Annotated in this window: 13 protein-coding genes; 7 read left to right on the top strand and 6 right to left on the bottom strand. The window is 76.5% G+C overall.

Features of this window, described 5'->3' with window-relative positions; genetic code table 11:
* Together KIK08_RS32990 and KIK08_RS32985 are read right to left on the bottom strand one after the other, a co-directional pair.
* Positions 1-975: serine/threonine-protein kinase (locus KIK08_RS32990; RefSeq protein ID WP_214407233.1), on the bottom strand; the 975-nt coding region annotated here is incomplete at its 3' end.
* 101 nt (positions 976-1076) lie between these two features.
* Positions 1077-1904, bottom strand: coding sequence for an endonuclease/exonuclease/phosphatase family protein (locus KIK08_RS32985; protein WP_214407232.1), 828 nt, complete (start codon positions 1902-1904; stop codon positions 1077-1079).
* A gap of 38 nt (positions 1905-1942) precedes the next feature.
* Between KIK08_RS32985 and hemW the strand changes: the two genes are divergently transcribed.
* The 3 genes from hemW (at position 1943) to KIK08_RS32970 (ending at position 4830) form a co-directional block, all read left to right on the top strand.
* Complete coding sequence (gene hemW, locus KIK08_RS32980; RefSeq protein ID WP_308258042.1) at positions 1943-3088, top strand: radical SAM family heme chaperone HemW; 1146 nt, start codon at positions 1943-1945, stop codon at positions 3086-3088.
* Positions 3089-3179: 91 nt separating this feature from the next.
* The gene (locus KIK08_RS32975) at positions 3180-3977 is read left to right on the top strand and encodes an esterase/lipase family protein (RefSeq protein WP_214407231.1); all 798 of its coding nucleotides are present in this window, start codon (positions 3180-3182) and stop codon (positions 3975-3977) included.
* 178 nt (positions 3978-4155) lie between these two features.
* Positions 4156-4830: a DUF2306 domain-containing protein gene (locus KIK08_RS32970; RefSeq protein WP_308258041.1), complete on the top strand. Its 675-nt coding sequence runs from the start codon at positions 4156-4158 to the stop codon at positions 4828-4830.
* Positions 4831-4837: 7 nt separating this feature from the next.
* Here KIK08_RS32970 and KIK08_RS32965 read toward each other — a convergent pair whose 3' ends face one another.
* The 4 genes from KIK08_RS32965 to KIK08_RS32950 are packed head-to-tail and all read right to left on the bottom strand — an operon-like array spanning position 4838 to position 8352.
* The gene (locus KIK08_RS32965) at positions 4838-5440 is read right to left on the bottom strand and encodes a TetR/AcrR family transcriptional regulator (protein ID WP_214407230.1); all 603 of its coding nucleotides are present in this window, start codon (positions 5438-5440) and stop codon (positions 4838-4840) included.
* Positions 5441-5486: 46 nt separating this feature from the next.
* Positions 5487-6317: an ABC transporter permease gene (locus KIK08_RS32960; protein ID WP_214407229.1), complete on the bottom strand. Its 831-nt coding sequence runs from the start codon at positions 6315-6317 to the stop codon at positions 5487-5489.
* Entirely contained in the window at positions 6314-7228 is a 915-nt protein-coding gene (locus KIK08_RS32955; protein ID WP_214407235.1) for an ABC transporter ATP-binding protein, read from the bottom strand. The genes KIK08_RS32960 and KIK08_RS32955 overlap by 4 nt, the downstream gene beginning before the upstream one ends.
* A gap of 5 nt (positions 7229-7233) precedes the next feature.
* A complete protein-coding gene (locus tag KIK08_RS32950; RefSeq protein ID WP_214407228.1) occupies positions 7234-8352 on the bottom strand; it encodes a LolA-like protein in 1119 nt (372 codons plus the stop codon).
* Between the two features lie 250 nt (positions 8353-8602).
* Between KIK08_RS32950 and hrcA the strand changes: the two genes are divergently transcribed.
* From hrcA to KIK08_RS32930, 4 genes are all read left to right on the top strand, one after another.
* On the top strand, positions 8603-9622 hold the full coding sequence (gene hrcA / locus KIK08_RS32945; RefSeq protein WP_214407227.1) for a heat-inducible transcriptional repressor HrcA: 1020 nt from the start codon (positions 8603-8605) through the stop codon (positions 9620-9622).
* Between the two features lie 123 nt (positions 9623-9745).
* Positions 9746-10897 (top strand): molecular chaperone DnaJ, encoded by a 1152-nt coding sequence (gene dnaJ, locus KIK08_RS32940; RefSeq protein ID WP_214407234.1) that lies wholly within the window; start codon positions 9746-9748, stop codon positions 10895-10897.
* A 48-nt stretch (positions 10898-10945) separates the two neighbouring features.
* Positions 10946-11695: a 16S rRNA (uracil(1498)-N(3))-methyltransferase gene (locus KIK08_RS32935; RefSeq protein ID WP_214407226.1), complete on the top strand. Its 750-nt coding sequence runs from the start codon at positions 10946-10948 to the stop codon at positions 11693-11695.
* A gap of 235 nt (positions 11696-11930) precedes the next feature.
* On the top strand, positions 11931-12455 hold a 525-nt coding region (locus tag KIK08_RS32930), incomplete at its 3' end, for an alpha/beta hydrolase (protein ID WP_214407225.1).

The following is a 12455-nucleotide window of genomic DNA, read 5'->3' as shown; positions in this document are numbered from 1 at the left end:
TCCGCCGGCGGCCGCGACCACCCCGGCCGCGGCGCCGATCAGCAGCCGCCGCCGGCTCGTCGGCCGGCCGAGTGGATCGGTCGGCGGAGCGGGCAGCTCGCGCTCGACGCGGGTGATGTCGGCGGCGACCGCGCTCGGCAGCCAGGCGCTGATCGACACGGTGGACGCCGGCGTGAGCCGGGCGGCCAGCACGTCCAGGACGGCGGACGGCGCCGGCCGCTCCGCCGGGTCCTTGCGCAGGCAGCGCCCGAGGAGCGCGCGCAGCTCCGCGTCCGGCACGGCATCCAGGCGCGGGTCCTCGTGGGTGAGCCGGTAGAGCAGGACCGCGGCCGGCGCCGGCCCGAACGGGCTCTGCCCGGTCGCGGCGAAGACCAGCACGGCGCCGAGCGCGAAGACGTCGATCGCCGGCCCGGCGTCGGCGGCCGTGCTCATCAGCTGCTCGGGGGCCATGTAGCCGGGTGAGCCGATCACGCCGCCGGATTCGGTGATCCGGGTGCCGTCGGCCGGGTGGGCGATGCCGAAGTCGATGACGCGGGGCCCGTCGGCGGCGAGCAGCACGTTCGCCGGCTTGAGGTCGCGGTGGACCACCCCGGCGCCGTGGATCGCCACCAGGGCGTCCGCCAGCCCGGCGCCCAGGCGCAGCACCGCCTCGACGTCGAACGGCCCGTGCTCGGCCACCGCCGCCTGCAGCGACGGGCCCGCGACGAACTCGGTGGCCAGCCACGGGCTCGCCGCGTCGGGATCGGCGTCGACGATCGAGGCGGTGAAGGCGCCGCCGACCGCGCGGGCAGTCTCGACCTCGCGGCGGAACCGGGCCCGGAACCCCGCATCGGCCGCGTAGCGGGAGTGCACCACCTTCACCGCCACCCGCCGGCCCGCCGACGAGTGCGCGAGGTAGACCCGGCCCATCCCGCCCGCGCCGAGCCGCGCCGCCAGCCGGAAGGAGCCGATGTGCGTGGGATCGGTGGACTGCAATGGCTCCACCGTCGCCCCCCGGCTGCATCCGACCCCCGAACGGCCCGTCAGGATGCCAGACGGGTGACGCCGGGGTGCCCGGGCGTCACGCCGCGTGGGGTTCAGCCGAGCTCGCCGGGCGGGCGCCCGGGGACCTCCAGGTCCGCGACCAGCCCGTAGTGGTCGCTGGCCCACACCCCGCCCACCGGCCCGGCCAGCACCAGCTCGCAGGAGCGCACCCGCAGGGTCGGGCCGTGCGCCCCGCCGCGGACCAGCACGTAGTCGATCCGCCGCGGCCGCACCAGCGGCATCGCGCCGTCGCGGACCAGCGGGTTGTCCGGGGTGAACGTGTGGCCGGGCTCGTCGCCGCGGGCGCTGCGCCAGGCGTCGTGGTAGGCGACGCTCGTCCCGTCGAGCGACCGGTCGCCGGTGAGGAACCGGACGCTGGCCGCGTCCGGGGTGGCGTCCAGGTCGCCGAGCAGCACGACGTGCGCCGGGCGCGCCGCCACCAGGTCCTCGACGGCGCGGGCCACGGCCAGGGCCTGGCGCTCCCGCACCGCCTCGCGGTCGAGGGGCCAGACCGGCTTGTGGTGCACCACCAGCAGCGGCCCCAACGGCGGCGGGGCCAGCACCTCGGCGATGACCGCCCCGGTCCACGGCAGCACCGCGGTGTCCGCGCCCAGGTGCAGGTCGACGTGGTGGACCGCGCCGAACGGCCAGCGGCTGACCAGCTCCGCCCCGGCCGGGTCGTCGGGAGCGGTGCTGCGGTGGCGCACGGCGTGCCGGTCCGGGCCGAGCAGGTCGGCGGCCTGCCCCGGCTCGACCTCCTGCAGCGCGGCGACGTCCGGGTCGAGGCGCCGCAGTTCGTCGCGCAGCACTCGGCGACGGGCGGAGTAGTCCACGTCGGTCGGGGAGAGCGTGTTCATCGTCAGCACGCGCAGGCCGGTCATCGACCCGCATCCTGCCGCACGCGCCTACCCTGGATCCGGTGCTGCCGCCCTTCGGGATCTACGTCCACGTGCCGTTCTGCGCGGCCCGCTGCGGCTACTGCGACTTCAACACCTACACGGCCTCCGAGCTGGCCGGCTCCGGCGCGTCCCCGGACGGCTGGCTGGCGGCCGTGCTGCGCGAGCTCGACCGCGCCGCCGCCACCGTCGGACCGCGCGCGGTCGACACCGTGTTCATCGGGGGTGGGACGCCGTCGCTGATCGGGGCGGAGCGGCTGGGCGCGGTGCTCTCCGCGATCCGCTCGACGTTCGGCCTGGCGCCCGGCGCCGAGGTGACCACCGAGTCCAACCCGGAGTCGACGTCGCCGGAGTTCTTCGCCGGGCTGGTCGATGCCGGGTTCACCCGGGTGTCGCTGGGCATGCAGTCCGCCGCGCCGCACGTCCTGCGGGTGCTGGAGCGCCGGCACACACCGGGCCGGGCGGTCGCCGCCGCCCGGGAGGCCCGCGCCGCCGGGCTCGCGCACGTCAACCTCGACCTGATCTACAGCACCCCCGGCGAGACCGACGACGACCTGCGCGCCTCGCTCAACGCCGTCCTGGAGGCGGGGGTCGACCACGTCTCGGCGTACTCGCTGATCGTCGAGGACGGCACCGCGATGGCCCGCAAGGTATCGCGCGGCGAGCTGCCCATGCCCGACGACGACGTCGCCGCCGCCCGCTACGAGATGATCGACGACCGGCTCGCCGCGGCCGGTTTCACCTGGTACGAGGTGTCGAACTGGGCCACCACCGCCGAGGCCGGCTGCCGGCACAACCTCGGCTACTGGCTCGACGGCGACTGGTGGGGCCTGGGCCCCGGCGCGCACTCGCACCTCGCCGGCACCCGCTGGTGGAACGTCAAGCACCCGGCCCGCTACGCCGCCGCACTGGCCGCCGGCGACACCCCCGAGGCCGACCGCGAGGTGCTCACCGAGGACGAGCGGCAGATGGAGCGCGTGATGCTGCGGCTGCGGCTGGCCTCCGGGCTCCCGCTGGACCTGCTCGACGACGCCGGCCGGGCCGCCGCCTCCCGCGCCGCCGACGACGGCCTGCTGGTGCTCGACGGCGGGAGCGCCGTGCTGACCAGGCAGGGCCGGCTGCTTGCCGACGGGGTGGTGCACGCGCTGCTCGCCGGAGCCCCCGCGTGACCCGACTCCCGACCTCGGTTCAGGAAAGCCACGATGCTGCCCTCTGCGGGCCGGAACGTGGCTTTCCTGAACTCCGGCGTGGGGGTCGGCGGTGAGTCCGCGGCGGCGGGTGCTGGTGCTGCTCGTCGCGGGCGTCGTGCTGGTGGCGGCGGTGGCGTTCGGGGTGCGGTGGTTCGCCGGGCTCGGGCCCGCGGTCGACCCGGACTCCCGGCCCGACCAGGCCGCCCCCGGGCCCGTGCTGCTGGTCCCCGGCTACGGCGGGTCGCGGGAGAGCCTGGGCGCGCTGGCGGCCCGCATCGAGGCCACCGGCCGCGACGCCGAGGTGCTCACCCTGGCCGGCGACGGCACCGGCGACCTCGGCGCCCAGGTGGAGGTGCTCGACGAGGCCGTCGACGCCCGCCTCGCCGCGGGCGCGCCGTCGGTCGACGTGGTCGGCTACTCGGCGGGCGGGGTGGTCGCCGGGCTGTGGGTGGCCCGCGAGGAGGGGGCGGCCAGGGCCCGGCGGATCGTCACGATCGGCTCCCCGCTCACCGGCACGGCCGTGGCCGCCGCCGGTGCCGCCTCGGCCCCCGACGCCTGCCCCGTCGCTTGCCGGCAGCTCGCGCCGGGCAGCGGCGAGCTCGCCGAGCTGGCGCGGGCGCGGGTGGGCGGCGCGGTCCCGTGGCTGTCGATCTGGACCGCCGACGACCAGACCGTCACCCCGCCCGACTCGGCCCGGCTCGACGGCGCGGTCAACGTGGAGCTGCAGTCGGTGTGCCCGACGGCCCGGGTCGGGCACGGCGGCCTGCCCAACGACCCGGCCGTCACCGGGCTGGTGCTGCGCGGGATCTCGGCCGACCCCCTCGCCCCACCCACCGACTGCGCCTCCCTCCGCGCCACCCCCGGCTGACGCCGCGCCCGCGCCCCGCCCGCGTCCCACTACCGCCGCCCGCCCGGACGCGCGGCCGGTGGCCGGCCGGCGGGCGCGGGGGTAGGGCGTTCCCCCCTCGGGGTCGGAGGCCGGCAGGAGTGTTCGCGATCACACCGCTCGCCAGGGTGTACCCGTGTCGACCAGCATCCTCGCGCCCGTGAAGCGTCCCCGGCGCCCGCACCCCGTCCGTACCGCCGCCCTCCCGCTGGGCCTGTTGACGGTGCTCTTCCTGGCCTTCGCCCTCCCGCCCTACCTGGGGTTGGACCCGGCGCTGGCGCGGTTGCCGATCCCGGCCGACGCGCCCTGGTACTACCCGGCGCTCGTCGCCCACATCGGGTTCGGGTCGGTGGCGCTGCTGGCGGCCGTCCTGCAGGTCTGGCCGTGGCTGCGCCGCCACCACCCCGCCGTGCACCGGTGGAGCGGGCGGGTCTACGTGTTCGGCGGGGTGCTGCCCGGTGGGCTGGTGGTGCTGGCGGTGTCGCCGTTCAGCGTGTCCGGTGGGGCGGTGTCGCACGTCGCGAACACGATGCTGGCCCTGCTGTGGCTGTTCACCACGGTCGCCGGCTACCGGGCGGCCCGGCGGCGCCGCTACGCCGAGCACCGCGAGTGGATGGTCCGCAGTGTCGCGCTGGCGTTCTCGATCGTGGCGAGCCGGCTGTGGAGCGTGGCGTGCATCGCGGTGTTCGCCCCGGAGGTCTTCGGCGAGGGGGCGATCGACCCCGTCACGCTGGCCGCCGCCGTCGGGATCGCCGCGTGGCTGAGCTGGGTGGTCAACCTGCTGCTGGCCGAGTACTGGTTGCACCGGACCCGCCGGTCGGCGGTCGGGGCCTGAGGCGTCCTCAGCCCCCGGTCGGCGGCGCCAGCGCGGCCATGGCGACGTCGACGACGGTGTCCGCGTAGCTCTCGGTGAGGGGCCCGGTCCGCAGCATCCAGCGGTGGTAGGGGGGTCCGATGAGCAGTTCGACCGCGTGGTCGAGGTCGAGGTCGTCGCGCAGCTGGCCGACCCGCTGCGCGGCGCGCAGCCGGTCCTTGATCCCGTCCATCTGCGGGCGCAGCAGCCGGTCGCGCACCTTCTCGGCGAGGTCGTCGCTGCCGAGGGTCTCGATGGTCAGGGCCCGGGAGACCAGGGACCGCTGCGGGTCGGCGAGCTCGGCGACGGTGGCGCGGATGACGGTGCGCAGGTCGGCGCGCACGTCGCCGGTGTCGGGCAGCGCGGTGTCCTGGGCGAGCGCCGCGTCGGTGAGCGCGTCGACGACGACCGCGCCCTTGCCCGGCCACCAGCGGTAGATCGTCTGCTTGCCGACTCCCGCCCGGGCCGCGATCGCCTCCACGGTCAGGGTCGCGTAGCCGGTCTCGGACAGCAGCTCCATGGCGGCGCCGAGGATGGCGTGGCGCGAGCGCTCGTTGCGCCGGGCGGGGTCGGGGGCGGTCCGGGGGCTCATGCGGCGCACCCTACCCCGAGACGAGACGAGCCGTCTCGTCTTCGCGTCAGCTCGTGATGTCCTTGGTGGCGAAGTTCGCCCAGGCGGCGCCGAAGGCGACGGTGACCCAGCCGAGTTGGACCAGCGCGCCGCGCCGGAGCGACGGCCACAGGACCGGGTCGCGGTAGAGGTCGATCCAGGCCAGCCAGTGGGTGGTGGGCAGGTAGGTGCGGATCGCGGCCGCGGCGTCGAGGGGCAGCAGCACCGCGCTGGTCACGACGACCGCCAGCACGCCGAGCGCGGCGGCCAGCGGGGAGTCGGTGAGGGTGGAGAAGAACAGCCCGAGCGCACCCAGGGCCAGCATGCACAGCGCCAGGTAGGCGACCGTGCCGGCCGTGCGAACCAGCAGCTGGGCCGGGGTGAGCACCGCCCCGGACAGCGACGCGATCCCGCCCCCGCCGCCCAGGGCGGCGTCGGGCCCGAAGCCGAACGCCGCCACCCCGACGGCGTAGCCGGTGATCGTCACCAGGAGCACGGCGAGCAGCACGAACGCCGTCACCGACACCAGCTTCGCGACCAGCAGCCGCAGCCGCCCCACCGGGCGGACCAGCAGGTAGCGCAGGGTGCCCGCGCTCGCCTCGCCGGCGATCGCGTCGCCGGCGACGACGGCCACCGTGATCGGCAGGAACACCGGCAGCACGAGGGCCAGCGCCGCGGCCGGGAACAGCTGGCCGTTCGACACCACCGCGGACAGGAACGCCCCGCCGCGGCCCGGCGCCGGCGCGAGCCGGGTGGTCGCCAGCAGCACCGCGACCAGCGCCGGCAGCGCGCACAGCAGCGCCCAGCACAGCCACACCCGCCGCCGGCGCAGCATCAGCGCCAGCTCGACCCGGATCATCCGCGCCCCCCGTCGACGCGGTCCGAACCGGCTCCGGTGGCCTCCAGCACGACCTGTTCGAGGCTGCGGCGCTGGGCGGTGAGGCCGGTGACCGCGATCCCGGCGGCGACCAGGCGCGCGTTCAGCTCGGCGGGATCGTCGCCGCGCACGACGAGCGCGTCGCCGTCGCGGTCGACGACGCGCCCGTCCAGCAGCCCCACCACGGCGTCCGGCTCGGGGGAGCGGACCAGCACCCGCCCGGTCGGGGCGCGCAGCGCGTCGAGGTCCTCGGTCAGCACCAGCCGGCCGCCGTCCATGACGCCGACCCGCGTGCAGAGCGCCTCGACCTCGGAGAGCAGGTGGCTCGACAGCACGACGGTGGTCCCGGCCGCGTTCAGCTCGACCAGCAGCTCGCGCATCTCGGTGATGCCGCGCGGGTCGAGGCCGTTGGTGGGCTCGTCGAGCAGCAGCAGGTCGGGGCGGCGCAGCAGGGCCGCGGCGATGCCCAGCCGCTGGCGCATGCCCAACGAGTAGGCCTTCACCGGGCGCCGGTCGACGCCGGCGAGCCCGACCTGGCGCAGCGCCTCCTCGACGCGCTCGCGCCGGTCCCGCCGCCGCGCGCCGGGCCCGGCGGCGTCCAGCAGCCGCAGGTTGGCCCGCCCGGACAGGTGCGGCCACGCCGCAGGCCCCTCGACCAGCGCGCCGACCCGGGGCAGCACGGCCTTCGCGCCCCGCGGCATCGGGCGGTCCAACAGTCGCACCGACCCCGACGTCGGGTGCACCAGCCCCAGGAGCATCCGGACCAGGGTGGTCTTGCCCGAGCCGTTGGGCCCCAGCAGCCCGAACCGGACGCCCTCCGGCACGGCCAGGTCGACCCCGTCGACGGCGGTGACCCGGCCGAACCGCTTGGTCAGCGCCTCGGTGACGATCACGTCGGTCACCGCGGCCCCCGTCCCGACAGCTCGCCCAGCGCCCGCTCCAGCACCTGCGGCGCCACGGTGCCCATCATCAGCACGCTCCCCCCGCGCCTGCCGTGCACCAGCACCGACAGCAGGGGCGTGGACAGCGAGACGGCGCGCCCCTCCGGCACCTCGACGGCGGCCCCACCGGCCGCGCCCGCCCCGCCGATCGCCTGGCGGGCCACGTCGCCGCTGACCGGGATCAGCGCGAACCCGGCCAGCCCGGAGCCGTAGAGCCCGACGCCGGGCAGCTCGGCGTCCGGGGTGCCGGTCAGCGGGACGCGGTCGCGGCCGGCCAGCCGCGCCGGCGCGGGCGCGGCCTCCAGCACCCGCAGCGCGCCGCTGATGTCGGCGGCGCCGACGGCGACGAACCCGGCTCCCGGCGGCACGGTGGGGGTGGTCTCGGTGATGTCGGGCACCCGGTCGGAGACCTCCAGCAGCTCGGTGAACAGCAGCGGGTCGCCGGTCCGCGCGGACACCTCGACGCGCAGCGGCAGGGCGGTGGCCGGGTCGCCCGCGACGTCGGCCCAGATGTCGACCCGCCCGACGGTGGTGTCCGGGTCGGTCGGGGTGAGCCGCAGCCCGGCCGCGTCGCGCCCGGCGATCCGACGGGCCGGCAGTGCGGTGACGGGGTCGGTCGGGGCCAGCCGCACGATCCGCCGGGCCAGCTCCGGCGGGGCCAGGTCGCCCGCCCGGGGCAGCCGCAGCGGGGTGCGACCCACCACCCTGGTGAGCTGCTGGGCGCCGAAGTCCCAGGCGTACTCGACGCCGTCGACCAGGTAGGTGTCGCGCTCGCCGGAGTTGTCGACCTGGTCGACGCGCCACCGGTCGGCGCCGGCGACGAACGCGCGGATGCGGGTGGTCGTGGTCAGCAGCTGCGACACCGACTCCAGCCGCGGGATCTCCGGCAGCCCGAGCCGCCCCGTGCTCTCCGCGTAGCCGACGTAGGGGCGCGGCGCCCCGGCGATGCGGGCGCGCAGCCGCTCGGGGTCGACGTCGACGGCGCCGGCGGGCGGGCTGTACGAGCCCAACCCGACCAGCCCGGCGGCGCCGGCCGCGACGAGCAGCCAGCGCCGGCTGAATCGCTGCGCGGCCACGTCGACCCACGATGCCAGTTGAGATGTGAACGACCCGTGGGGATCGCTGCTGGTGGGTTCGGTCACGTCGCAGGGTCCGTGTACTCGGCGCAGAGGCCCCGGACTCTGCGCCGGGTAGGCAAACTCTGCGAGGACGACCCGTGCAGTCCGCCGCCCGCTGGGCCAGCACGACCGTATCGTCCGCCCGGCGTGCCCGGGCCCGGCTCCGCTTAGACTGGCGAAGGCCCCATCGTGTGCAGGAGGTGCGTCCGTGAACGCCGACGAACGTCGCTTCGCCGTGCTGCGCGCGATCGTCGCCGACTACGTGGCCACGCACGAGCCCGTCGGCTCCAAGATGATCGTCGACAAGTACAACCTGGGCGTCTCCAGCGCCACCGTCCGCAACGACATGGCCGTGCTGGAGGAGGACGGGCTGATCGTGCAGCCGCACACCAGCGCCGGGCGGGTGCCCACCGACAAGGGCTACCGGCTCTTCGTCGACCGGCTCGCCCAGGTCAAGCCGCTGTCGGCGGCGGAGCGGCGGGCCGTGCAGGCGTTCCTGGACGGCGCGGTCGACCTCGACGACGTGCTGCGCCGCAGCGTGCGGCTGCTGGCCCAGCTCACCCGGCAGGTGGCCGTCGTGCAGTACCCGACGCTCACCCGCTCGACGGTGCGCCACCTGGAGGTCATCCAGCTGACGCCGGCCCGGCTGATGCTCGTGCTGATCACCGACTCCGGCCGGGTCGACCAGCGCGTCGTCGACCTCGGCGAGGTGATCACCGACGACCAGGTCGCCCAGCTGCGCGGGATGATCAACGCGGCGCTGGCCGGCCGCCCGCTGGCCGCCGCCTCGGCCGCGGTGGCCGACCTGCCCGACTCCGCGCCCCCCGAGCTGCGCGACGTCACCATCACGCTGTCCACGATCCTGATCGAGACGCTGGTCGAGCACCCCGAGGAGCGGCTGCTGCTGGGCGGCACCGCCAACCTCACCCGCAACGTCGCCGACTTCCCCGGCTCGCTGCGCCAGGTCCTGGAGGCGCTGGAGGAGCAGGTCGTGGTGCTCAAGCTGCTGGCCTCCGCGCAGGACCGCGGGACGGTGACCGTGCACATCGGCGAGGAGAACGAGGCCGAGGAGATGCGCGACACGTCCGTGGTCTCGATCGGGTACGGCGCTGGCACCGTGCTGGGTGGGATGGGAGTCGTCGGACCCACCCGGATGGACTACCCCGGATCGATCGCGGCGGTGCATGCGGTGGCCCGGTACGTGGGTGAGATCCTTGCTGGACGATGACGGTGCCGGGGGGCACCGGCGGGAATCGGGGCCGGAATACCGGCGCACGACGTGACGCTCACGCGTGTGGGCTGAGTTTCGACGAGCGTTGACCGAGCGAGAAGGACCATGGGGAACGCCAGGGTGGCACGGGACTACTACGGGACCCTCGGGGTCGAACAGGACGCCGGGCCCGACCAGATCAAACGGGCCTACCGGCGGCTGGCCAGGGAGCTGCATCCCGACGTCAACCCCGACCCGGCGGCGCAGGAGCGGTTCCGCGAGGTCAGCACCGCCTACGAGGTGCTGTCCGACCCGGAGAAGCGGCGCATCGTCGACCTCGGCGGCGACCCGATGGGCAACGGCGCCGCCGCCGGCGGCCCCGGCGACCAGTTCGGCTTCGGCGTCAGCGACATCATGGACGCCTTCTTCGGCGGCCAGGCCGGCGGCCGCGGGCGGGGCCCGCGCAGCCGCGTGCAGCCCGGCGCCGACGCGCTCATCCGGATGCCGCTGACGCTCAACGAGTGCGCCACCGGCGTCACGAAGGACCTGACGGTCGACACGGCCGTCCTGTGCACGGAGTGCACCGGGGCCGGCAGCGCGCCGGGCTCGGCGCCCTCGGTCTGCGACATCTGCGCGGGCCGCGGCGAGGTGCAGAGCGTGCAGCGCTCGTTCCTCGGCCAGGTCGTCACCTCGCGGCCCTGCCCGAACTGCCGCGGCTTCGGCGAGATCATCACCGACCCGTGCCGGCAGTGCGGCGGCGACGGGCGGGTCCGCTCCCGGCGCTCCGTCGGCGTGCGGATCCCGGCCGGCGTGGCCGACGGGATGCGCGTGCGGCTGGCCGGCCAGGGCGAGGTCGGCCCCGGCGGCGGCCCCGCCGGCGACCTCTACGTCGAGGTCGAGGAGGAGCCGCACGAGCTGTTCACCCGCGACGGCGCCGACCTGCACTGCACGGTCCAGCTCCCGATGACCGCCGCCGCGCTCGGCACCACCCTCCCGCTGCCCACGCTGGACGGCGTGGAGGAGCTGCACGTCGAGCCGGGCACGCAGGCGGGTTCGGTGCAGACGCTGCGCGGCAAGGGCATGCCCCGGCTGCGCTCCACCGGCCGGGTCGACGGGCACGGCGACCTGATGGTGCACGTCGACGTGGCCGTCCCGACGAACCTCACCAAGGAGCAGAGCGACCTGCTGCGCCAGCTCGCGGCGATGCGCGGCGAGGAGCAGCCCGACCTGGTCGGCGGCAACCGCAACGGCCACGGCATCTTCTCCCGGCTGCGCGACTCTTTCGGGCGGTGACGTCGTGGGTGAATGTCGCGGTCCCGGCCGTGGTATCCACTCACGACCATGAGCACCGCGCCGCTGTTCCTCGTCGAGGCCGTCCCGTCGTCGGGTCCGCTGCTGCTCGACGGGCCCGAGGGCCGGCACGCGGCCACCGTCAAGCGGCTGCGCGTCGGCGAGGCGGTGCTGGTCGCCGACGGCCGCGGCGGACTGGGGCGGGCCGAGGTCGTCGGCGTCGCCAAGGACAGCGTCGAGCTGGCGGTCGCCGGGCGCACGGCGCTGGCGCCGCCCGCCGTCCGGGTGGTGCTGGCCCAGGCGCTCGTCAAGGGCGACCGCGGCGAGCTGGCCGTGGAGATGGCCACCGAGGCCGGCATCGACGAGGTGCTGCCGTGGAAGGCGGCCCGCTGCATCGCGCGCTGGGAGTCCGGGCCGCGCGGCGACAAGGCGCTGGCCAAGTGGCGCTCGACGGTCCGGGAGGCGGCCAAGCAGGCCCGCCGGGCGTGGGTGCCGCCGGTCGGCGAGCCCCTCACCACGTCCGCCCTCGCCGGCCGTGTCGCCACCGCCGACCTGGCGCTCGTGCTGCACGAGTCGGCGACCGTCGGCCTGGCCGAGCTGGCCCTGCCGGCGGCGGGGGAGCTGCTGCTGGTCGTCGGGCCGGAGGGCGGGCTGACCGACGCCGAGGTCGACGAGCTGACGGCCGCGGGAGCGCGGGCGGTGCGGCTGGGCCCGGAGGTCCTGCGCGCCTCCACCGCCGGCGCGGTCGCCCTGGGCGCCCTGGGCGCCCTCACCGGTCGCTGGGCCCCCGTCGCGGGCTGACGAGCGCGTCCGGCGACACGCGACCGGCGGGTGAGTTACGGGGCGTGTCGGGTCGGGCGGGGCTATCGTCCCCGGCGTTCGATCCGGTTCGTCCTGATCGGACCGCGACGCGGGTGGGCCCACCCACGGAGCCGCCGGGGGAGCCCCCCTCGTCCGGCGGTGCCGCGCCGCGGGGGGGTCCCCCCCACCCGCCCCGGCGCGGCAGCACGCGGGCAGGCGTGCGATGCTCGCCGCCATGACGCCACGCCGTGCGCTCGGTCGCCTCGTCGGGTTGGGGGTCGCGGTGGCGGCGCTGCCGTCGCTGGTCGTGGCCTGCGCCGACCGGTCGCCCTCCGCCGCGCCGGGCCCCCGGCCCGCCGCCCCCGGCACCCCGGTCCGCCTGGACTACGGCGGCCACCCCAGCCAGTTCGGCGAGCTCACCCTGCCGGCCGGCGACGGCCCGGTGCGCGGGGTCGTCGTGATCGTGCACGGCGGGTTCTGGCGGCAGGCCTACGGGCTGGAGCTGGGGCGCCCGCTGGCCGAGGACCTCGTCGGCGCCGGGCTGGCGGTCTGGAACATCGAGTACCGCCGCGTCGGCGGCGACGGCGGGTGGACGGCCACGTTCGACGACGTGGCCGCGGCCGTCGACCTGCTGGCCGGACCGGCTCAGGACGCGGCAGGCGGCCGGCTGACCCTGGACCGGGTGGTGGCGGTCGGGCACTCCGCGGGCGGCCACCTGGCCGGCTGGGCGGCGGCCCGCCCCGGCCTGCCGGCCGGCGCG

This window comes from Pseudonocardia lacus (assembly GCF_018531445.1).
Taxonomy (GTDB): Bacteria; Actinomycetota; Actinomycetes; order Mycobacteriales; family Pseudonocardiaceae; genus Pseudonocardia; species Pseudonocardia lacus.
The sequence above is the reverse complement of the archived record's forward strand: the minus strand, read 5'-3'. Positions and strand labels throughout refer to the sequence as shown.

What these genes read in the sequence shown, in the direction of transcription:
- KIK08_RS32985 (WP_214407232.1), bottom strand. Translation starts at nt 1,904, where the DNA reads ATGACCGGCCTGCGCGTGCTGACGATGAACACGCTCTCCCCGACCGAC.
- KIK08_RS32965 (WP_214407230.1), bottom strand. Translation starts at nt 5,440, where the DNA reads ATGAGCCCCCGGACCGCCCCCGACCCCGCCCGGCGCAACGAGCGCTCG.
- KIK08_RS32960 (WP_214407229.1), bottom strand. Translation starts at nt 6,317, where the DNA reads ATGATCCGGGTCGAGCTGGCGCTGATGCTGCGCCGGCGGCGGGTGTGG.
- KIK08_RS32935 (WP_214407226.1), top strand. Translation starts at nt 10,946, where the DNA reads ATGAGCACCGCGCCGCTGTTCCTCGTCGAGGCCGTCCCGTCGTCGGGT.